This window comes from Collinsella intestinalis (genome assembly GCF_902501455.1).
Classification (GTDB): domain Bacteria; phylum Actinomycetota; class Coriobacteriia; order Coriobacteriales; family Coriobacteriaceae; genus Collinsella; species Collinsella intestinalis.
In genome coordinates this window covers 236,964-256,879 of the sequence record NZ_CABWIC010000007.1, presented here as the reverse complement: position 1 = coordinate 256,879, position 19,916 = coordinate 236,964, and the positions used below count along the sequence as shown (strand labels likewise).

At 61.6% G+C, this 19,916-nt stretch carries 17 protein-coding genes and 3 tRNA genes; 12 read left to right on the top strand and 8 right to left on the bottom strand.

Annotated elements, in window-relative coordinates; genetic code table 11:
- Positions 1 to 27 precede the first annotated feature (27 nt).
- The 8 genes from sufU (at position 28) to AOBCEHNH_RS02300 (ending at position 7,358) form a co-directional block, all read left to right on the top strand.
- On the top strand, positions 28 to 450 hold the full coding sequence (gene sufU / locus AOBCEHNH_RS02335) for a Fe-S cluster assembly sulfur transfer protein SufU (protein ID WP_152063001.1): 423 nt from the start codon (positions 28 to 30) through the stop codon (positions 448 to 450).
- 111 nt (positions 451 to 561) lie between these two features.
- Entirely contained in the window at positions 562 to 1,215 is a 654-nt protein-coding gene (locus tag AOBCEHNH_RS02330) for an ABC transporter permease (protein WP_152063000.1), read from the top strand.
- A gap of 132 nt (positions 1,216 to 1,347) precedes the next feature.
- Positions 1,348 to 2,259, top strand: coding sequence for a glycine betaine ABC transporter substrate-binding protein (locus AOBCEHNH_RS02325; RefSeq protein ID WP_152062999.1), 912 nt, complete (start codon positions 1,348 to 1,350; stop codon positions 2,257 to 2,259).
- 202 nt (positions 2,260 to 2,461) lie between these two features.
- Positions 2,462 to 3,223: an ABC transporter ATP-binding protein gene (locus AOBCEHNH_RS02320; RefSeq protein ID WP_152062998.1), complete on the top strand. Its 762-nt coding sequence runs from the start codon at positions 2,462 to 2,464 to the stop codon at positions 3,221 to 3,223.
- Positions 3,223 to 3,876, top strand: a complete 654-nt coding sequence (locus AOBCEHNH_RS02315; protein WP_152062997.1) for an ABC transporter permease — start codon at positions 3,223 to 3,225, stop codon at positions 3,874 to 3,876. Before AOBCEHNH_RS02320 ends, AOBCEHNH_RS02315 begins: the two co-directional genes overlap by 1 nt.
- Before the next feature lie 61 nt (positions 3,877 to 3,937).
- Positions 3,938 to 5,341 carry a lysylphosphatidylglycerol synthase transmembrane domain-containing protein gene (locus AOBCEHNH_RS02310; protein ID WP_152062996.1) on the top strand — a complete coding sequence of 468 codons (1,404 nt, stop codon included), beginning with the start codon at positions 3,938 to 3,940 and terminating at the stop codon, positions 5,339 to 5,341.
- A 256-nt stretch (positions 5,342 to 5,597) separates the two neighbouring features.
- Positions 5,598 to 6,332 (top strand): iron-sulfur cluster assembly scaffold protein, encoded by a 735-nt coding sequence (locus tag AOBCEHNH_RS02305; protein WP_006721124.1) that lies wholly within the window; start codon positions 5,598 to 5,600, stop codon positions 6,330 to 6,332.
- A 21-nt stretch (positions 6,333 to 6,353) separates the two neighbouring features.
- Positions 6,354 to 7,358, top strand: coding sequence for a GGGtGRT protein (locus tag AOBCEHNH_RS02300; RefSeq protein ID WP_006722823.1), 1,005 nt, complete (start codon positions 6,354 to 6,356; stop codon positions 7,356 to 7,358).
- A 161-nt stretch (positions 7,359 to 7,519) separates the two neighbouring features.
- Here AOBCEHNH_RS02300 and AOBCEHNH_RS02295 read toward each other — a convergent pair whose 3' ends face one another.
- On the bottom strand, positions 7,520 to 8,518 hold the full coding sequence (locus tag AOBCEHNH_RS02295; RefSeq protein ID WP_226803206.1) for a D-isomer specific 2-hydroxyacid dehydrogenase family protein: 999 nt from the start codon (positions 8,516 to 8,518) through the stop codon (positions 7,520 to 7,522).
- 237 nt (positions 8,519 to 8,755) lie between these two features.
- Between AOBCEHNH_RS02295 and AOBCEHNH_RS02290 the strand changes: the two genes are divergently transcribed.
- On the top strand, positions 8,756 to 10,330 hold the full coding sequence (locus AOBCEHNH_RS02290) for an FAD-dependent oxidoreductase (RefSeq protein WP_152062995.1): 1,575 nt from the start codon (positions 8,756 to 8,758) through the stop codon (positions 10,328 to 10,330).
- 317 nt (positions 10,331 to 10,647) lie between these two features.
- Here the strand turns inward: AOBCEHNH_RS02290 and AOBCEHNH_RS02285 are convergent.
- The 5 genes from AOBCEHNH_RS02285 to AOBCEHNH_RS02265 all read right to left on the bottom strand — a co-directional run bounded on the left by AOBCEHNH_RS02285 (position 10,648) and on the right by AOBCEHNH_RS02265 (position 12,561).
- Positions 10,648 to 10,721 (bottom strand) — tRNA-Lys (locus AOBCEHNH_RS02285).
- Positions 10,722 to 10,742: 21 nt separating this feature from the next.
- Positions 10,743 to 10,819, bottom strand: a tRNA-Lys gene (locus tag AOBCEHNH_RS02280).
- A gap of 26 nt (positions 10,820 to 10,845) precedes the next feature.
- Positions 10,846 to 10,922 (bottom strand) — tRNA-His (locus AOBCEHNH_RS02275).
- Between the two features lie 121 nt (positions 10,923 to 11,043).
- Positions 11,044 to 11,493: a VanZ family protein gene (locus AOBCEHNH_RS02270; RefSeq protein WP_226803204.1), complete on the bottom strand. Its 450-nt coding sequence runs from the start codon at positions 11,491 to 11,493 to the stop codon at positions 11,044 to 11,046.
- 36 nt (positions 11,494 to 11,529) lie between these two features.
- The gene (locus AOBCEHNH_RS02265; RefSeq protein WP_152062993.1) at positions 11,530 to 12,561 is read right to left on the bottom strand and encodes a hypothetical protein; all 1,032 of its coding nucleotides are present in this window, start codon (positions 12,559 to 12,561) and stop codon (positions 11,530 to 11,532) included.
- A gap of 318 nt (positions 12,562 to 12,879) precedes the next feature.
- Here AOBCEHNH_RS02265 and AOBCEHNH_RS02260 point away from each other — a divergent pair, with 318 nt between their 5' ends.
- Positions 12,880 to 13,656, top strand: a complete 777-nt coding sequence (locus AOBCEHNH_RS02260; RefSeq protein ID WP_152062992.1) for an SDR family NAD(P)-dependent oxidoreductase — start codon at positions 12,880 to 12,882, stop codon at positions 13,654 to 13,656.
- Between the two features lie 105 nt (positions 13,657 to 13,761).
- Here the strand turns inward: AOBCEHNH_RS02260 and rho are convergent, their stop codons facing one another.
- Together rho and argS are read right to left on the bottom strand one after the other, a co-directional pair.
- Positions 13,762 to 16,143 carry a transcription termination factor Rho gene (gene rho, locus AOBCEHNH_RS02255; protein WP_152062991.1) on the bottom strand — a complete coding sequence of 794 codons (2,382 nt, stop codon included), beginning with the start codon at positions 16,141 to 16,143 and terminating at the stop codon, positions 13,762 to 13,764.
- A 209-nt stretch (positions 16,144 to 16,352) separates the two neighbouring features.
- Entirely contained in the window at positions 16,353 to 18,206 is a 1,854-nt protein-coding gene (argS, locus tag AOBCEHNH_RS02250; RefSeq protein ID WP_118271544.1) for an arginine--tRNA ligase, read from the bottom strand.
- A 323-nt stretch (positions 18,207 to 18,529) separates the two neighbouring features.
- On the opposite strand from argS, the gene AOBCEHNH_RS02245 reads away from it, so the two are divergent.
- Together AOBCEHNH_RS02245 and AOBCEHNH_RS02240 are read left to right on the top strand one after the other, a co-directional pair.
- Positions 18,530 to 19,039, top strand: coding sequence for a CarD family transcriptional regulator (locus AOBCEHNH_RS02245; protein ID WP_152062990.1), 510 nt, complete (start codon positions 18,530 to 18,532; stop codon positions 19,037 to 19,039).
- Positions 19,040 to 19,277: 238 nt separating this feature from the next.
- Positions 19,278 to 19,877, top strand: a complete 600-nt coding sequence (locus AOBCEHNH_RS02240; RefSeq protein ID WP_152062988.1) for an HD domain-containing protein — start codon at positions 19,278 to 19,280, stop codon at positions 19,875 to 19,877.
- Positions 19,878 to 19,916: the final 39 nt, after the last annotated feature.

Here is a 19,916-nt window from a genome sequence, read left to right as displayed (position 1 = left end):
GTTTTCAGTACACGAAAGGACCCGAGCATGGGCAACCTCTACGGCTCCGCCTCTTTCATGGAGCACAACACACATCCCGACTACAAGTACGAGATGGATGCCCCCACGCACACACACGACGGCATCAACCCTAGCTGCGGTGACGAGCTCACGCTCTCACTGCGCGTCGAGAACGGCGTAATCGAGGAGGCCGCGTTCACCGGTCACGGCTGCGCCATCTCCCAGGCATCGGCCGACATCATGGCCGAGCTCATCACCGACGAGACCGTCGAGGAGGCAAAGCGCCTGTCGGGCCTTTTCCTCGCCATGATCCGCGGCGAGGAGCTCTCCGAGGAGGATTTCGAAGACCTCGACGAGGCCGCTCAGCTTAAGGACATCTCGCACATGCCGGCGCGCGTCAAGTGCGCCGAACTCGCCTGGCGCACCCTCGACGGCATGCTCGACGCCTAGAGCCCTTCCACGCCCCCTCAATTTGGGGACTGTCCCTAAATTGAGGGGGCACAAGGCGCCCGCGCTTAATTCACCCGTCACCGTTTGCGACCCCGTTGAACCAAGGTGGAGATGATCCAGCAGATTACGACATACTTTTCCGAGCATGGGGCCGAATGGGTCCAGATGGTCATCGACCATCTCGCCATCAGCGGCATGGCACTCGCCGCGGCGCTCGCCATCGCGGTCCCACTCGGCATCTTGTGTTCCCGGCACGCATGGAGCGAACGACTCGCCACCGGGACAGCTGGGGTCCTTCGCGTGATCCCCAGCCTGGCGATTCTCATTATCTGCGTACCTTACCTGGGCGTGGGCACCGTGCCCGCAGTCGTGGCGCTCACCGTCCTCGCCATCCCGCCCATCCTCATCAACACGGCCATCGCATTGAGAAGCGTCCCCGCCGATGTCATAGAGGCGGGAGTCGGTATGGGCATGAGTCCGGCTCGTCTCTGGCTCACCGTCAAGGCGCCGCTCGCCTTCCCGCTTGCCTTCTCCGGCGTCCGCACCGCCACTTCCGAAATCATCGCATCCGCAACACTCGCAGCGTATATCGGGGCGGGCGGCCTGGGTATCCTCATCTATACAGGGCTCGGAGCGCTCCGTAACGACCTGCTCTGGATCGGCGGTATCTCCGTCGCCGTGCTCTCGTTGATCGTCAATCGCGTGCTCGCCATGGTCGATCGACGCATCCGCACGTACGAACACGTCGGCTCATCCGCCCGCTGATTCTACGGACGGCCCTCGTTCCCGCCCATCGACTTCGGCGCAGCATGACCAACCGGCCGCCCGGCAATGTGAGAGCCGCCACTGATCAGCCCTTCTAATCAGGCACGTGTCATTCCTTCCGAAAGGACCATCATGAACACCACAATCACCCGTCGCAGCGCTCTAGCCCTATGTGGCACCGCAGCGCTCTCATTCTTGGGCGCCTCATCTCTTTCCGGTTGCGGAAACTCCAAAGGCAGCGAGAACGCCATCACGGTCGGCTCGAAGGCCTTCACCGAAGGCGTCATCCTCTCCGAGCTCTACGCCCTCGCCCTGGAGGACGCGGGATTCAACGTCAAGCGCTCGTTTGAGATCTCGGGTTCACTCATTCACACCGCGATCGAGAACGGCGACATCGATCTGTACCCCGAATATACGGGCACCGGCCTCATCTCCGTCCTCAAGATGGACCCCTTGACCGACCCCGAGGAGGTCTACGAGACCGTTAAGAGCGCCTATGCCGATCAGTTCGACCTGGTATGGCTGAACAAATCCGAGGCCGCCGATGGCCAGGGGCTTGTTATTCGCACCGAGGCCGCAAAGAAGTTCGGGATCAAGACCATTTCCGACCTGCAGGCCCACGCCGAAGACCTGCGCTTCGCCAGCCAGGGTCAATTCGACGAGCGAGCCGACGGCCTCCCCGCCCTCGAGGCCACCTACGGCCCCTTCGACTGGAAGGCCTCCGCGATTTACGACGAGGGTTTGAAGTACGAGGTGCTTCGCAACGACGAGGCCGACGTCACCCCCGCTTACACCACCGAAGCCCAGCTCACCGACCCCACCTTCACGCTGCTCGAGGATGACAAGCACGTTTGGCCGCCCTACAACGTGGCTCCCGTCGTGCGCGCCGAAGTCCTCGAGGCCAACCCCGGTATCGCCGAGGCGCTCGATCGCGTGAACGCCGCCCTCACCACCGAGGAGCTCACGCGCCTCAACGCCCGCGTTGACATCGACAAGGAGGATTACGAGGACGTCGCGAAGGACTACTACGACTCCATTTCATAGCAGTCGCGGCACTTCAATGAGGTTTTTCGTACTGATTCCGGCAGGTTCGAAGTACATTCCCTTGGCGGCGCTTCCCCAACTGGGGTTTTGTCAGGGCTCAGCGCGCCTCTACTTCGCAAAACCCAACACGAGTACGAAAAACCTCATCCAACATCAGCTCCCGACATGACAAGGCAACGTTACGAGCGGAGAAGGACGGCTCATGACCCCGGCAGTTGAATTCAAAAATGTCACCAAGCGCTTCGCGGGCGCGTCGGCACCGGCGCTCGACCGCGTCTCCTTGGTGATCGATCCCGGTGAGCTCGTCTGCGTGCTCGGCACCTCCGGCGGCGGCAAAACCACGTTCATCAAGCTCATCAACCGTTTGCATGACCCCGATTCAGGAACCGTGCTGGTGAACGGCCAGGACATATCGAACGTTGATCCGGTCGAGCTGCGCCGGGGCATCGGCTATGTCATCCAGCAGACGGGGCTGTTCCCACACATGACCGTCGCCGAGAACATCGCCTGCGTTCCCAAGATCCTCAAGTGGGACCGCGGGCGCATCGACGCCCGCGTGGACGAGCTGCTTGAGCTCGTCCACCTCGACCCAGCCGATTTTCGCGACCGCTATCCCTCGCAGCTCTCCGGTGGCCAGCAACAGCGCGTCGGACTCGTGCGCGCATTGGCCGCCTCGCCCGAAATCATGTTGCTCGACGAGCCCTTCGGCGCCATCGATGCGATCACCCGCGCCAAACTCCAAGACGAACTCCTGCGCATCCACCGCGGCAGTGGCAAGACCTTCATCTTCGTAACGCACGACGTCACCGAGGCGCTCAAGCTGGGCACCAAGGTCCTGGTGGTCGATGCCGGCCGCGTGCAGCAATACGCCACCCCCGAAGAGCTGCTCGCACATCCCGCCACGCCCTTCGTACGCGAGCTGCTCGAAACGCAGGGCTACACGCCCGAGGGCAGGAGGGCGTGATGGGCCTGTTGTCATACATGGCCACGCACGCCGACGACCTGCTCGAGGCGACAGCCGAGCACCTCATGCTGCTGGGCGCGACCATGCTCATCTCCTGTGCCATCGCCGCGCTCATCACCGTTACCTGTCTGCGGAGCCGACCGCTCGGCAATGCCGTAGTAGAGGTCCTCGGGGCAGCGTATGCCATTCCCAGTCTCGCACTGTTCGCCCTGCTCATCCCTCTGACCGGATTGGGCTTCACCAGCGCCGTCATCGTCATGGTCGTATACAACCAGTTCATGCTCGTCCGCAATGCTCTCGAGGGTATTCGTGGCGTTGACCCGGCACTTATCGAAGCTGCGCGCGGCATGGGCCTGAGCGATTCGCAAGTGCTGCTCAAAGTGCAGCTGCCCCTCGCCCTTCCCGCCATCATCGCCGGCGTACGCCTGGCTTGCATCTCCACCGTCGGTATTGCCACCATCGCGGCAACCATCAACGCCGGTGGACTCGGCATGATCTTGCTCAGCGGTCTGCGGAGCATGAACATCGACAAGATCCTCGCTGGCACGATTTGCTGCGCCGCCCTCGCACTCGCTCTCGATGGCACGCTCAGGCTTATCGAAGCGCGTAGCCATCTTGTGCATCGGGACAAGCCCGGGGCCGCACGGCGCTAGACGGGTACACTGTGTACACGGCCGCGACGACGCGGCGCACGATGCACCATGGAGGCAAGGCATGACGTCGAACATCGATCGCGAACAGGAGCGCCCAACGGCAACCGGGGCAACCGGGTCCGTCGAGCCGACTCGCGATCGGCGTGCCCCCAAGATCGCCGTAGGTGACACCTCGGCCGTCCAGGACCGCAAAGCCGACAGCACCTCCATGAAGCAGGTGCGCACCACGTTCATCTTCCTCGCGTTCCTCGGAATCGCCTACGCCGCCTACCTCGTCTTGAGCGGCCAGCTCGACGACTTCGTCCGTGCACTCATAGGCGTCAACCCCCAGTGGATCATCGCGGGCGTCGCCTGCTTTTTGTGCTATTACGTCTTCGGTGTCCTCGCATACGCCGCCATCGTCGTGGTCGACCATGATTCCCCCGTGGGCTTTCGAGACCTCATGAGCGTCGAGGCCTCCGGCGTCTTCTTCATGCGCCTCACCCCCGGCGGTGCCGGCGTCATCCCCTCCCAAATCTATCGCCTCACCCGCGCGGGCCTTTCCCTGCCGGATGCCTCGGCATTGCAATTCGTCCGCTTCACCCTCTATGAGGCGGGCGAGGGCATCTTCGCCGCCATCATGCTGCTGTTCTGCGGTGACTATTTCCTGACGACCTTCGCCGACGTCAAGATCCTTGGGCTCGATGTCGTGTGGATCGGGGTCTTCATGTTCGGGTTCAAGTTCGTCCAGGTCGGCGGCGTCCTTCTCCTTTGCCTGCTCCCCGGCCCCATCCAAAAGCTCGGCGGTCTCGGTCTCAAGCTGGGCCATGCCCTGCACGTCCTCAATGACGAACGTTACGAGCGCTATCTCGACTTCCTCACCACGCAGGTCACTTCCTTCTCCCAGGCGTTCCGTTCCGCCGCATCCAACTGGCACGTGCTTCCGGTCGTCGAGCTCCTCACACTGCTCCAGCTCGGATGCATGTACGCACTCCCCTATTTCGTACTTCGCTCATTCGGCCTCGAAGCGGACCTGCTGATCTGCCTCGCCTCGGGCTCGATGGTCGAGCTCCTGGTCAACGCCATTCCGCTACCCGGCGGCGCAGGCGGCGCCGAGGTGGGCTTCACCTATCTATTCGGCAACATGTTCGGCTGGCATCTATCTGCAGGCCTGGTCATCTGGCGCTCCGTTGAATACCTGCTCCCCGTCGTCATCGCCGCACCGTGCATGGGCATGCGCTCCACAACCGGGGAAAGCATCTACCACCGATGGAACCGCCGCCTCGAGAACACCGTCCACGTCGCCCATGGCGATTGGGGCAGCGTCAAACGCCGTGCGGGAATCGCGTATCGCCCGACCGCATCGCAGCCGAGCTCGCTCGAGCGCAAAGTCACACGCTCGCAAACAGGAGATCTCACGGTGAAGATGCCCAAAAAGCCTCGCCCCGCCGAATCGGCGCGTCGCAACAACGGGGAGACACGATAACCCCAACCATTCCTGGGATTCGTCGGCTTGAAATCGTTTCAATCCGCGCGCGAAATACGTCAACCTTCGGTCTCTTCACGAAGCGCGAACACTTCACACGCAATTTCACCTATTGAAACGCTCCAGAATCGAATTTCCACCGTTCACGGAATACTGGGTGGACAAATCGCGCTAAAATGAATCTGCATGTCAGGTTTGCCCGTTGCGCAGTCGACTGGCCGCGAGATGGGCACCAACTACGAAAGAGAGGAGAGGCATGCAGTACTCACAGGAAGTGGAGAACATGTGCCCCGTCGCCAAGGGTGCATACCACGGTCCCGCGCCCATCCCCGAGGAGGGCAAGTGGGTCCAGGCCAAGGAGATCAAGGACATCTCCGGCCTCACGCACGGTGTGGGCTGGTGCGCCCCCCAGCAGGGTGCCTGCAAGCTCACGCTGAACGTCAAGGAGGGCATCATCGAGGAGGCCCTCGTCGAGACCATCGGCTGCTCGGGCATGACCCACTCCGCCGCCATGGCTTCCGAGATCCTTCCCGGTAAGACCATCCTCGAGGCTCTCAACACCGACCTCGTCTGCGACGCCATCAACGTGGCCATGCGTGAGATCTTCCTGCAGATCGTCTACGGCCGCAGCCAGACCGCGTTCTCCGAGGGCGGCCTGCCCGTGGGCGCCTCCCTCGACGACCTCGGCAAGGGCCTTCGCTCCCAGGTCGGCACCATGTTCGGCACCAAGGCCAAGGGCGCTCGCTACCTCGAGCTCGCCCAGGGCTACGTGACCCGCATGGCCCTCAACGCCAACAACGAGATCATCGCGTTCGAGTTCATGAACCTCGGCAAGTTCACCGACGCCCTCAAGGCCGGTAAGACCCCCGAGGAGGCCATCGCCGGCGCCATGGGCCACTACGGTCAGTGGGAGAACGCCGCCAAGTACATCGACCCGCGCACGGACGAGGAGACCCACACGGTCGCCAACGTCTTCCCGGTCCACGAGTAACGAAAGGGAGGGACTATAACCATGGCTGTTACTTTCGAAGGTTACGAGCGTCGCGTTGAGAAGATCAACGCCTGCCTCGCTGAGAACGGCATTGCCTCCCTCGAGGAAGCCGAGCAGATCTGCCTCGACAAGGGCGTGAACGCCCGCGAGATCGTGCACGACACCCAGTCCATCGCGTTCCAGAACGCCGAGTGGGCTTACACCCTGGGCTGCGCGCTGGCCATCAAGAAGGGCGCCAAGACCGCCTCTGAGGCTGCCGCCATCATCGGTGAGGGCATCCAGGCCTTCACCGTCCCGGGCTCCGTCGCCGAGGACCGCAAGGTCGGTCTGGGCCACGGCAACCTGGGCGCTATGCTCCTGTCCGACGACACCGAGTGCTTCGCGTTCCTCGCTGGTCACGAGTCCTTCGCCGCTGCTGAGGGCGCCATCAAGCTGGCCCTCAACGCCAACAAGGCCCGCAAGACGCCGCTGCGCGTTATCCTGAACGGCCTCGGCAAGGACGCCGCCCAGATCATCGCCCGCATCAACGGCTTCACTTACGTGAAGACCCAGTTCGACTACTTCACGGGCGAGCTCAAGGTCGTCGAGACCATCCCCTACTCCGATGGTCCCCGCGCTGCCGTCAACTGCTACGGCGCCGACGACGTCCGCGAGGGCGTTGCCATCATGTGGCACGAGAACGTGGACATCTCCATCACCGGTAACTCCACCAACCCCACGCGCTTCCAGCACCCCACCGCGGGTACCTACAAGAAGGAGCGCCTCGAGGCCGGCAAGAAGTACTTCTCCGTGGCCTCCGGTGGCGGCACTGGCCGTACCCTGCACCCGGACAACATGGGCGCCGGCCCTGCCTCCTACGGCATGACCGACACCATGGGCCGTATGCACTCCGACGCCCAGTTCGCCGGCTCCTCCTCCGTGCCTGCGCACGTCGACATGATGGGTCTCATCGGCATGGGCAACAACCCCATGGTCGGTGCCACCGTCGCCTGCGCCGTTGCCGTGAACGCCGCCATCAACGAGTAGCATTCACGCCGCACGCATAGACTCGGCATGATAATGGCCGCCACCTTCGGGTGGCGGCCATTTTGCTATCCACGATTCCGCATCACGAGTGGCGCGCTTTTGCCAAAATCGATGTTTCACAACACTGGTAATGCGGACTGAAAAGCTACGGGCGTGAAACGCTACAGCTCGGTTGGGCACTCCCCCGTCGCCATTGCCAAAATGCCGCGAATGCCCTGCTCGACCATACTGTCGACATCGATATCCGTATAGAAGGCGATATGCTGCGTCAGGATGACGTTGGGGAACTGGCGCAGATACGCCATGTTGCGATTTGCCAGGATGTCGTGCGTGCGGCTCACATGGTAGATGCCATCTTCCTCTGGGAAGACATCCATGGCAAGGGCACCGATCTTCTCACTCTCAATGCCCTCGACCAGCGCATCGACATCCATGAGCTCTCCGCGGCTGACATTCACCAGCACCACGCCGTCGCGCATCTTTGCAATCGCCTCGCAGTCGATAATGCCACGCGTGGATTCCATGAGCGGGATATGCACCGTCACAAGATCGCTCTGGGCGTACAGCTCGTCGAGTCCCACATAGGTGACATCGCCGCGAGCGGCGAGCTCCTCGCTGGGGAACGGATCGTATGCGAGAATCTTGCAGCCGAAGCCTCGCAGATAATCGATAACGGCGCGGCCGATGCGACCCGTCCCCATGACGCCCACGGTAAGGGTGCGCAGCTCGCGACCGCGCAATCCGGCTAGCGAGTAGTCGTTGACCTGCTGTCGCCACATGGCGGGCTTGTAGTTGCGCAGAGCCATGAGCATGAGCATGACGGCAAACTCAGCCACGCCATAAGGCGGATAGGTCGTATTGCACACATGGATGCCAAGCTCCTTGGCCGCATCTATATCGATATGGTTGAAGCCGATGCTGCGCGTTGCAACATACCGAACCCCTCGATCATGCAACTCGCGAAGCATGTCCGCATCCAACGGGCTCTTGTTGACGATGACAACTCCCTCAGCGCCATCCAGCATGTCCAGCGTCGCGCTCGTAAGCGTGTCCGCGGACCAGGCCACCTCGCAACCGGCGGGCAGCTCGCCAACAACACGGTCGTACGCCGCGCGCTCGTCATCGCGGAGTTCGAAAACCTTGATCTTCATATCATCCATCCCATCTCCGGGTTCCCTTGCGATGCCAGCACTATACCCGATGCGCAATGGGATGAGCCCCCGCACCACAAAGGCAGCGCACAGCCCCTCAGAGCGGACCTTCGCCCATACGTTGCTCGCACCAGCCACAAGGGACAATCGACCGTTCATGGGCCATTTGAGAGCCTCACTGGGGCATCGGTTGTCTTATAACGGTAAGACCCCTACGCTTTTGACAGAACGTGAGAAGGGACCAACATGCACGAAGAGACCGACGTCCTCGTAATCGGCGGCGGCATCGCCGGCATCGTTTCCTCGATTGAGGCGGCGCGAGCGGGCGCGAACGTCACAATCGCCTGTGCCGGCCCACTCTTCGGCGGATCGAGCTTCTATCCAGGCACCTGGGGCTTGGGGCTTATCGGCCCAGCCGACGAAGAAAACGAGGCCGATCTTGTCGCAACCATCGAGAATGTCGGCTGCGGCGTCGCCGACCCCGCCCTTGTTGAGACGTTCGTTCACAACATCCGCCCCGCAATCGAGTGGCTTGAACAGGAGCTCGGCGTTCCCCTCAAACGCCCCTCCAGCGCCGAAAGCGCGCGCGAGGTCACGTTCATCCCCTGCTTCGACCACGCGAATCGCCTGTGGCGGGGCATAACGCGCGAGGCTTTCGAACGCGTCGCACGTGCCGAGATCGAACGGCTCGGCATCGAGCTCCTAGAGCGCTGCGAGCTCATGGAAATCGTTCGAGATCAACATGGCCCGGTCATCGGCGCCATCCTGTACGACAGGCGCGAACAGGAGCTTTTCCCCTTCCCCGCCAAGTCGGTCATCCTGTGCTCCGGCGGCACGGGAGGACTGTTTGAACGCAGTCTCACCTCACGAGACGTCCTCAGTTCCGCACACGGCATCGCCCTCGACGCGGGCTGCTCACTCGTGAATATCGAATTCATGCAAATGATGCCTGGGCTCGTCTCGCCCGCCCGTGGAATCGTCTTCAACGAAAAGACCTTCCGCTATGCGGTCTTCGAAGACCCCGCCGGTATTTTGCCCGCCGATCGCAAAGGGCTTTCCGATCTACTTGAAGCGCGCTCAGGACACGGACCGTTCACGTGCCGTCTCGGTGATGAACTCGTCGACATGGCAATCGACGCCGCGGGAGAAGACGGAATCGCCGTCCACTATAACTTTCCCAAAGACGACGCACCGGAGTTCGTGCAGACGTTCGCGCAATGGATGGAAGACGAGCTTGGAATCACCCCCAACGACGAGCTGCGCGTTGCGATGTACGCGCATGCAGCAAACGGCGGTATCCGCATCGACGCTCATGCCAAGACGAGCGTACCAGGACTTTTTGCATGTGGTGAAGTCACGGGCGGCATGCACGGCGCCGATCGAATCGGGGGGCTCTCCAGTGCAAACAGCCTGGTTTTTGGACGGATTGCCGGCAAGGGCGCCGCGAATCAAGGCACCGCAGCATCGACCTGTATCAATGCAGACCGCATCCTCAAAGAGTCACTTGAGCGCATCCGGATGAACGCAGCGCCTTTAGACGACATGGACGCGAGCCGCATCACCAAGGACATGCAGGGGACCATGAGCGCGCATGCCATGATTCAACGGACCGAAGAAGGCCTTGCAACGGCACTCGACGATATTGAACGACTGCAACGCGAAGCACGATATCACGGAGATTGCCGTGGCTGCGTGATACCCGCCGACGCCGCACTTGCACGTGGGATACGCGTCTCCTCGCAACTCAAGCTCGCCCAGGCGATGCTGCAGGCAATGAGAAACCGTACCGAGGGCCTCGGATCGCACTATCGCGCCGATTGAGTGCCGCTGAAACCATACGTGTACGTTTTGGGGAAGGTTTTGGCTCTCCAACGCTTGTAAAAGCGCTTCCCTTCAAAAATTACCTGGGGAAACGTCGGCCGTCGTGATGGGCTAAAGCAAATTGAACGGAAAACCTTCCCCAAAATGTACACTTGTTGTCGCGATCTTACTCCTTAGGCGCGACAGCAAGGGCGACATCATATCGAGTCTGGCCATACATGCATCAGAACGTACATGCATGAGTGCAAAAGGGACCGAAGCTAGGACTCGCTACAGATAGCAAAACAGCCTCTCGCGAGGCTGCACAATTCAATGGGTGGGCGATCAGGGATTCGAACCCTGGACCTTGGGATTAAGAGTCCCCTGCTCTAGCCAGCTGAGCTAATCGCCCGTATGTCCAAAGGATGCAATGTGGTGGGCGATCAGGGATTCGAACCCTGGACCTTGGGATTAAGAGTCCCCTGCTCTAGCCAGCTGAGCTAATCGCCCCTTTGCATCTACCGTGTGAAAGGGAATGGGGTGGGTAAAGGGACTCGAACCCTCGACCTACGGGACCACAACCCGTCGCTCTAGCCAACTGAGCTACACCCACCATGTCTGTCACACAGCGAAGAGTATTATGCATTCTTATCAAAAACATTGCAAGGGGTATTTTTGAAAAATTTGGCGATGGGAAAACATCGCCAAAATCAAGACCCCCGGACCCGATCCAGCTAGGCGTTGCGTCCGTATTCCCTACGGCGATACCATCGCACCGCCGTGCTCCTTATGAACGTGGCGATGAAAGCCCCGCTGCAATCGATCAGGACATCGGTTACCTGGCCGCAACGCCCCGGCACGAACAGCTGAATCGTCTCATCGATCGACGAGACCAGCACGCAAAGAACGCACGCGGCGACAACGCCCTCCGATCCAGCGCTGCGCTTGGGGTCGAACGCATAAGACGAAAGCAGGGCAAGGATGAAATACTCCGTAAAGTGGGCCGCTTTGCGAATCAGGAAATTCGTGACCCAGGCAAAGGGGAGTCCCAGCGACTGCAAAAGCCCTTGGACCCACTCCATGACCCCGGCACTCAAAGAACCGCTGCCCTCTCCCGCAACAAGGGAATTACCCCAGATCACGCTGATGAACAGAACGACGAGAACGAGTCCCGGAATGCTCACCCTCTCCTTTATGTCCCGTATAAGCGAGGACACGCGCTACGCCTCCGCCAGCTGGCGAGCATCAAGCGACGCCGTGCCGCCCTCGATGACCTTGAGATACTCATGGGCGACCGCATGGACGCTCTTTGACTTGACCTTGTCGAACTCGTCTTCAATCATCGCGTTGACACGCGTGTGCATCTTTGTTTCATTGCCCCCCTCGGCAAGCGCCGCCATGCGGTCCACGCCAACGCAGACCGTCTGGTCGCCCTGAGGGGCCTTGGGCGTCGTGTCCTCGGCCAGAATGGCGAGAGCGCGGGCCCACATGTCCTCATGGCCCGAGTAATCCGCCATGGGGACCTCAACGTCCTCGACGGTCGCCGCTACGGCAACGGGGCGAACGGGTGCGGCGGAGACGGGAGCAGAAGCGGGTTGCATCTTGGGAAGCACGGGGACATAGGACGCGCGCGTAACAGTACCCCCATAGAGAGACGCCATGGCCTCATCGCGACCGATGACATCCTCGCGTGCATCGGCCCCCGCAGTTGCAGAACGGGCAGCCGCCTGAGCCGCCGCCTGCTCCGTGCGGCGCAGCTCTTCGAGCGCGATTTGATACATGTCCTTCGAGCGCGTGGGGTCGCAGCTAAACGGGGAATCACCGCTGAACATGGCGTCGATCTCCGCCCAAGCCTCGGCCTCGTCGAGCGCATCGACCGCACGCGAAATGACCGGGACGCCATCTGGAGTGGCGGACCTTCCACCCCGATGACCGTGCGGGCGAGAACCGGCGCGCGAGACATACGTGGAGGCAGCCGAACGGGCATCGGCAAACGCGGACTTGAATCGAGCGGCTTCGACCTGTTCTTCGGCGAGACGCTCCGCGCGGGCATCCATAAGGTGGCCGGATATGGCGAGCAGGCCGACTCCAGCGAGCGAGCCGGCGACAAGCGGCAAGATATCGGAGCGAATCGCCTCGTTGACCCCATCGAACGGCAGAGTCGCGGCATATGCGGCCAACGGCAGCGCCACGCCCAGCCCCACTGAGATGGCGATTGCCCCTTTGCGATACCCCATGCTCTCGACAGCCATGACGCGCTCCTTCGTCACCCTCGCAAACGTGCTCTAAACAACGATGACCGGCGCGGATGCACCGGTTCGCAATAAGTCGGATGGAAAAGATGAAGTGTGGCGCGCAGGGAATGACCCCGACAACGGTTGGTAGTGCGTTTCATCTGCGTTTTCCGTCGCGATCTTCGTTGCATTATAAAGAGAACTCCCAGGTATTTGCAAGTATCAACCGCCGACGGCGACAAATCGGGCCATCTGTTGCAAACGGGAACTTTAGGGAACAAGTACCTCGGCATTCCGTCTTATCCGCAAACGGATCGTTTGAGTAAAGGAGCGAGCATGACACGCATCGCCATCGTCACGGGGGCGAGTTCGGGCCTCGGTCGCGAATTCGTCAAGCAGCTGGATGCCGGCGCAGCCGGGAAGCTCGATGAGATTTGGGTTGTCGCCCGCCGAGCCGATCGGCTCGAGGCCCTACGCCGCACCTGTGACACGCCCGTGCGTCCCTTCTGCCTGGACCTGACCGACCCCGCCTCGTTCGATGTGATCGATGGGGCCCTCTCCGAGACCCCGACCGCCGAAGTCGCACTGCTCATCAACAATGCGGGCTTTGGAACGTTTGGGCCGATCGCCGCGCAAAGGCCCGAGGACGGGGCAAGCATGGCAAAGCTGCTCATGGTCGCCCCAGTCGAGCTGATCTACCGCACACTCCCCTATTACCGCGCGGGCTCGCGCGTCATCAACGTCGCAAGCGTGGCGGCGTTCCTCCCACAACCCAAGCTCGCCGTCTATTCGGCGGCCAAGCGCTTCATCCTCGACCTGTCCCGCTCGCTCAACGCCGAGCTGGGAGAAGCCGACATCCACGTCACAGCTCTGTGCCCCAAATTCATGCACACCGAATTCCTGGATCAGCCCGGCGATCAGGCAGCTGCGAACGCCATGTGCGCCATCGGATTCGAGCGCGCCGAGGACGTCGCCAAGTCGGCCCTGCGCGCCAGCAACCGCGGAAAGGATCTCTGCATCCCCTCCCTCGATATGAAGGCCTATTACGCGGCGTCGCGCATTCTCCCCTACAAGGCGGCATTGGCCGTCGAGCGCGCCCTGGGAATTCTCTAAAAGCAGCGCCGCAGCCCAACGCGCGACGAATCGAACAAAAAAACCTCCTTGCCCGCATGCAAACGGCAAGGAGGATTTTCGTTGTGATGGGTTGGTCAGCTATCTCTACAGCGCCTCGGGATGATCAGCGGCCTTCTTGGCTGTGCGAATCAGGAAATCCTGGTTGGAGTTCGTGCCCTTGAGCCCCTTGATGAAGGACGCCGCAGCGCGCTCCGTATTGTTCATACCGGCGAGGATACGGCGGATGCCCCACATGAACGGACGCATCTGCTCGTCGACCAGCAAGTCCTCGTTGCGCGTACCCGAGGCGACCGGATCGATAGCCGGGAAAATGCGGCGATCGGCGAGGTCACGGTCGAGCTTGAGTTCCATATTGCCAGTGCCCTTGAACTCCTCGAAGATCACTTCGTCCATCTTGGAACCGGTGTCCACGAGCGCAGAGGCCAGAATCGTGAGTGAACCGCCGTTCTCGATATTGCGCGCGGCGCCCAGGAAGCGCTTGGGCGGATACAGAGCGGCAGAATCAACGCCACCGGAGAGAATGCGACCCGATGCAGGCGCGGCGAGATTGTACGCGCGGGCGAGACGGGTGATGGAGTCGAGCACCACCACAACGTCGCCACCAAGCTCGACGATGCGCTTGGCACGCTCGATCACGAGCTCTGAGACGCGCGTATGGTTGTCGGCAGGCATATCGAAGGTCGAAGCCACCACATCGCCCTTGATGGAGCGCTGCATATCGGTGACCTCCTCGGGGCGCTCATCGACCAACAGGCAGATGAGATGCACCTCGGGGTTGTTGATCGAGATCGACTGGCAGATCTTCTTCAAGATCGTGGTCTTGCCCGCCTTGGGAGGCGAGACGATCAAGCCACGCTGGCCCTTGCCGATGGGGCTCACGATGTCGATCGCGCGGCCCGTAATCGAGTCCTTGCCATGCTCCATCTTGAGCGGCTCGTTGGGATAGATCGGCGTGAGATCGGCGAACTTGGGACGATGCTTGATCTGCTCGGGCTCGAGGCCGTTGACCGAGCGGATCTTGGCGAGTCCCGGAAGCTTGTCGTTGGCGCGCATCGGGCGCAGCGTACCGGCAACCAAGTCGCCGGCGCGAAGCCCTGCGGCGCGGATCATCTGCGCGGGGACGAACGCGTCGTCACGACTGGGCATATAGCCGTGTGCACGAATGTAGCCGAATCCCTGGTTATCCATGTCGAGAATACCCTCGATGTCGCGGAATCCCTCGGCGCGGGCGGCGGCGGCATAGATCATTTCGACCAGGTCGGCCTTTTTGACACCCGTCGGGTCGAGTTCGAGAGAGCGGGCCTTTTCGCGAAGCTCGGCGACCTTCATGGCCGTGAGCTCCTCGCGCGTGAGCGAGGGCTCGATTGGAGCAAAGCGGTTGTTGCGCTGCTTGCGGTTCTCCTTCTGGCGCTCACGACGCTCGCGACGGGCATCGGCCTTGGAAGACGGGCCCTCGGCGCGCTCAGCGTCGCGGCGATCCTTATGGTTGCGACGGGATTGCTTGCCGGAAGGCTTCTCCTCGGCCTTCGCCTCGGCCTTATCCGCAGGTTGGTCGGCCTTATCGGACGCCTCCTCGCTTTTGGGCTTGGAACCATCCTCGTCAGCACCCGACTTGGGGGCGTCTTCACGCACCGCTTTTCTCGCGCGGGAGGCGCGTCCGGGACGGGCGTCCCTCTTGACCGCGGCCTCTTTCTCAGAGGCTTCCTCGGTAGATGAGGCAGGGGCGGGCTGCGCGGATTCGACGGAAGTCTCCTCGACCCTCTCAGCCTGAATGCCCGGCTCGCGATCGGACTTCTGAGAATCCTTCTCCGCAGGCCCATCAGCCTTCGACTCGTCGCGAGCCGCCATCAAGGCAGCCTGCTGAGCCGCCAGGGCGGCAGCGGCGGCCTTCTCGGCCTCAACGTACGCCTTCGGCTTGCGGCCACGACGGTGCGGACGCAGCGCGGGATCGATCAACGGTGCCTCCACCTTGACTTCCTGCGCACCCACAGCCGGCTCGGCGGCGGAAAGCACCTCTGCCGCACGCTCGGCGGCGCGGCGCTGCCTGCGGACGACAGAGGCCTGGCTGATCTGTGCGAGAGCGCGGGCCTGCATGACCTCCGCAGTTGCAGCGGGAGCCGCGGGAGCCTCGGCATCCCCGGCAGCGGCCTTGGCCTTGCGGGTACGGCGCTTAGCCGGCACCTCTACATCCTCAGACTCCGAAACGGCACGCGCCCGACGACGGGGCGCCGCGGGTGCCGCAGCCGAATCCGCCGTCTTACGGGCACGGCGCTTGGGCTTTACCTCAGGCTCCTGAGCAGCCGAAACGACCACAGACTCGGGGGTAACTTCGGTCTGGGCGGCACGGGCCTTGACGGGCGCGCTCGTCTCCCGGGTACCGGGAGCGTCGACCACGGGGGTAGGCGCAACTTCAGGCGCGCGATCGTCCCTATTCGGAGCCTTCTCGATATTCGCTTCTTCAGACACGCGGTTCTACTTTCTTCTCGCGTTAGTACAAGCACGGCGTCGATACGCGCCGATATATCACTTGTTTGAAAAATGTAGGTAAGAAAAATGAAAGCGCAGGTCGCGCTGGGTTGAATATACCACATTGCAACCGTTCGGCATAGAAAAATACCCGGACGCAAAGGCATCCGGGCATTTTCATTCGATTGGGAACCAGCGCAGACGCCGATTTACATCGTGGTGGGCGCGGAAACACCGATAAGGCTCAGAACCAGCTCGAGCACGGAGCGGACGGCGTCGCAGGCGGCCAGACGTGCGCGGGACAGCTCGGCGTCGACCGGACGGCCCTCGCTCGGCAGAACCTGGCAGGCCTGGTAGAAGCTGTGGAAGCCGGCGGCCAGCTCCTCGGCGAAGTGGGTCAGGCGGAAAGGCGCACGGTCGCGGGCGCAGGAGGCGATGAGGTCCTCGAGCTCGGAGATCTTGCGGGAGAGCGCGAGCTCGGTGGGGTCGGTCAGCAGCGCGTAGTCGACGTTCTCGCCGATGGCCTTGGCGGCCACGGCGTCCATGCCCATCTCAGCGGCCTCCTCCGGCGTGACGCCGGCGGCCTTGCGCAGGATGGAGCAGATGCGGGCGTGCGCGTACTGGACGTAGTACACGGGGTTGTTCTGGCTCTTCTCCTTGACGGCCTCGATATCGAAATCGATGGCCTGGTTGGAAGAGCGGGAGATCAGGGTGTAACGAGTGGCGTCGGCACCGACCTCGTCAACGAGCTCCTGGAAGGTGACCATGGTGCCCTTGCGCTTAGACATGCGAATCGGCTTGCCGTTGCGGAGCAGATTCACGAACTGGCCGAGCAGGACCTCGAACTGGCCGGGGTAACCCAGGGCGTCGCAAACGCAGCGCACGCGGTTGATGTAACCGTGGTGGTCACAGCCCCAGATGTCGATGACATGGTCGACGCGCTGGAACTTATCCCAGTGATAGGCAACGTCGGAGGCGAAGTAGGTGTACTCACCATTGGCCTTCACCAGAACGCGGTCCTTGTCGTCGCCCAGATCGGTGGAACGGAACCACAGGGCGCCGTCCTTGTTGTAGAGATAGCCCATCTCGTCGAGCTTGGCAAAGGCGCGGTCGACGGCGGAGGTGCCGGCGTGCTCGCCCTCGGTGTCCTTGATGTAGACGGTGCGCTCGGAGAACCACTTGTCAAAGTCGCAGCGGACGTCGTGGCACAGCTGACGCATGTTCTCGACCATCTTGGCGTAGCCCTCCTCACGGAAGTAGAGCATGCGCTCCTCGTCCGTGACGTGGGCCCACTTGTCGCCGTCCTTCTTATAGAAGGCAGCGGCCTCGTCGATGATGTAGGTGCCGCCGTAGGCGTTGCCACCCAGGCCCTCGGTGAAGGCGTCCATGTAGGGATGGGAATCCAGGTGCTCGTCGGCCTCATCCTGAACGAAGTTGTCGCGGTCCTGAGCCAGGAAGTCGCGAGCGCCGTCGATATCGAGGCCCTCCTTCTCCATGATCTCGATGAGCTGCATGTAGCGGTAAGAGATGGAGTTGCCGAACACGTCCATCTGAGAACCGTGGTCGTTGATGTAGAACTCGCGCTGGATGTCATAGCCGGCGTGGCTCATGACGCGGCAGAGGGAGTCACCGAGCGCAGCCCAACGGCCGTGACCGACGTGCATCGGACCGACGGGGTTGGCGGAAACGAACTCGACCTGGGTCTTCAGGCCCTGGCCGACGTTGGACTTGGCAAAGTCCATGCCCTCCTTGCGAGCGACGTCCAGAATGGCGTTGTTGGCGGCGGCGTTCAGGTAGAAGTTGATGAAGCCGGGGCCGGCGACCTCGACCTTGGCGATCTCGGCGCTCTCGGGCATGTGGGCCACGATGGCGTCGGCGATCTTCTTGGGTGCGCAGTGGGCCAGCTTGGCGGACTTCATCGCGCAAGTGGAGGTCCACTCACCGTGAGAAGTGTCAGCCGGTCGCTCCATGCCACAATCCTCGAGCTCGAACGCGGGCAGGTCGCCAGCCTCCTGAGCGGCGGCGAGGGCAGTGCGCACCAACTCTTCAATCTTCTCCGGCATAGAGGTCCTCCTCATCCTATGGCCCTGAAATGTCCTTCTCGCAGGGCTCACGTACAGACGCACTGTACTCTAGCACAGCGCAGCAGCTTAGGGGCGTGAAATCCCCGAAAACATGCGATAGCCCGCTTTTTCCAAGTTCAAATCTACAGGAAAACGCATAGAAAGATACGGAATTTAAATTGCGAGAATAGCTCATTCAGGCATTTTTCCAATACCGTATGCATCATTATTCACGTCCTGCAATGAGTCCTCTGTAGGTTCTCCCATATAAACATGGTATTATTGTTGCTACTGAGCGTATCGCGTATTCATTTGGAGGAAGCATGTTTGAAATCGGACAGCACGTTATTCATCCCGGCCAAGGAGTCTGCACGGTCACCGGATTCACCGAGGACGTCGCGCACCCCATGATTTTGCTCCGCGCCAAATCCGGCCATGCGGAAACCCACCTCATGTATCCCCTTGCCCAGCAGAGCCGCCTCCATGCAATCATCTCGCGCGAGGACGCCGAAGACCTCATCGACTCCTACGCCGACCTGACTGTCGATTCATTTACCGAACGCAACAGCGCACTCGAGGAAACGCATTTCAAGCAACAGCTCAAACTCGGAGCTCCCGAGACGGTGCGTGTCGCAAAGACCATGCGTCACCGCATCGCAGAAGCGGAAGCCCATGGAAAGAAACCGAGCAGCTACTATTCCCGCATGCTCAAGGAGGCGCGCCGCCGCACGCTCGAAGAGCTCTCCGTCGCCCTCGGAGCCGACGAAGACGCTGTAGAAGAGCGATTCAAGGCAGCCATCATCCAAGCGGGCGAAATCCCGACACTCAACTGATTGACGCCCCGCCTCAATTTAGGGACAGTCCCCAAATTGAGGCGCGGAATCGAGGTGCAGCACAACGGTAAGGCCCGCACTCCATCGTGCTATAGTGTGGTGTAGCAAGCCTCCCCCTTCACCGGATGGGGGAATCAAGGTGTCCGACCCCCGACCGTAGGTACGGTGCGCACGCGCGCCATAAGGCGGGGGTCTCGGGCACCTTTTTTGCAATCGCAGCCGTTATCTAGGAGGAACCATGGCACAGCTCAACGCCGGCATGACCCGCGAAGCAGCATTCGCCCTGCTCAGCGAACACAACAAGGATCCGTTCCACATCGAGCACGCAGAGACGGTCGAGCAGACGATGCGCTACTTCGCACGCGAGTACGATCCCGAGAACGAGGAGTTCTGGGGCATCGTCGGCCTGCTGCACGACCTCGACTGGGAAGAGCACGACGACGACCCGATGAACCACACCATCTATGCTGCGAAAGACATCGAGGCCGCTGGTGGATCCGCCGAGCTCATCCGCGCCATCCAGACGCACACAAGCGATTTCAACGCCGAGTTGCCCAAGCCGGAGCTGATGATGGAGAAGATCCTGTTCGCCACCGAGGAGCTCACGGGTCTCATCGGCGCAGCCGTGGTGATGCGTCCCTCCAAGAGCGTCATGGACTTCAACGTGAAGTCCCTCAAGAAGAAATTCAAGGACAAGCGTTTCGCCGCCGGCGTTTCACGCGATGTCATCCGCTCCGGCGCCGAGATGCTCGGCTGGGAGCTCGATGAACTGTTCGCGCGCACCATCGAGGCCATGCAGTCCTTCGCCCCCGATCGCGACACGTTCACCTCAATTTAGGGACAGTCCCTAAATTGAGGTTCTGACATCTAAATCCGC

Coding starts and splice junctions, on each gene's coding strand:
- AOBCEHNH_RS02310 (WP_152062996.1), top strand. CDS start 3,938: ATGACGTCGAACATCGATCGCGAACAGGAGCGCCCAACGGCAACCGGG.
- AOBCEHNH_RS02240 (WP_152062988.1), top strand. CDS start 19,278: ATGGCACAGCTCAACGCCGGCATGACCCGCGAAGCAGCATTCGCCCTG.
- AOBCEHNH_RS02305 (WP_006721124.1), top strand. CDS start 5,598: ATGCAGTACTCACAGGAAGTGGAGAACATGTGCCCCGTCGCCAAGGGT.
- sufU (WP_152063001.1), top strand. CDS start 28: ATGGGCAACCTCTACGGCTCCGCCTCTTTCATGGAGCACAACACACAT.
- AOBCEHNH_RS02330 (WP_152063000.1), top strand. CDS start 562: ATGATCCAGCAGATTACGACATACTTTTCCGAGCATGGGGCCGAATGG.
- AOBCEHNH_RS02260 (WP_152062992.1), top strand. CDS start 12,880: ATGACACGCATCGCCATCGTCACGGGGGCGAGTTCGGGCCTCGGTCGC.
- AOBCEHNH_RS02300 (WP_006722823.1), top strand. CDS start 6,354: ATGGCTGTTACTTTCGAAGGTTACGAGCGTCGCGTTGAGAAGATCAAC.
- AOBCEHNH_RS02320 (WP_152062998.1), top strand. CDS start 2,462: ATGACCCCGGCAGTTGAATTCAAAAATGTCACCAAGCGCTTCGCGGGC.
- AOBCEHNH_RS02325 (WP_152062999.1), top strand. CDS start 1,348: ATGAACACCACAATCACCCGTCGCAGCGCTCTAGCCCTATGTGGCACC.
- AOBCEHNH_RS02265 (WP_152062993.1), bottom strand. CDS start 12,561: ATGGCTGTCGAGAGCATGGGGTATCGCAAAGGGGCAATCGCCATCTCA.
- argS (WP_118271544.1), bottom strand. CDS start 18,206: ATGCCGGAGAAGATTGAAGAGTTGGTGCGCACTGCCCTCGCCGCCGCT.
- AOBCEHNH_RS02315 (WP_152062997.1), top strand. CDS start 3,223: ATGGGCCTGTTGTCATACATGGCCACGCACGCCGACGACCTGCTCGAG.
- AOBCEHNH_RS02290 (WP_152062995.1), top strand. CDS start 8,756: ATGCACGAAGAGACCGACGTCCTCGTAATCGGCGGCGGCATCGCCGGC.
- AOBCEHNH_RS02295 (WP_226803206.1), bottom strand. CDS start 8,518: ATGGATGATATGAAGATCAAGGTTTTCGAACTCCGCGATGACGAGCGC.
- AOBCEHNH_RS02245 (WP_152062990.1), top strand. CDS start 18,530: ATGTTTGAAATCGGACAGCACGTTATTCATCCCGGCCAAGGAGTCTGC.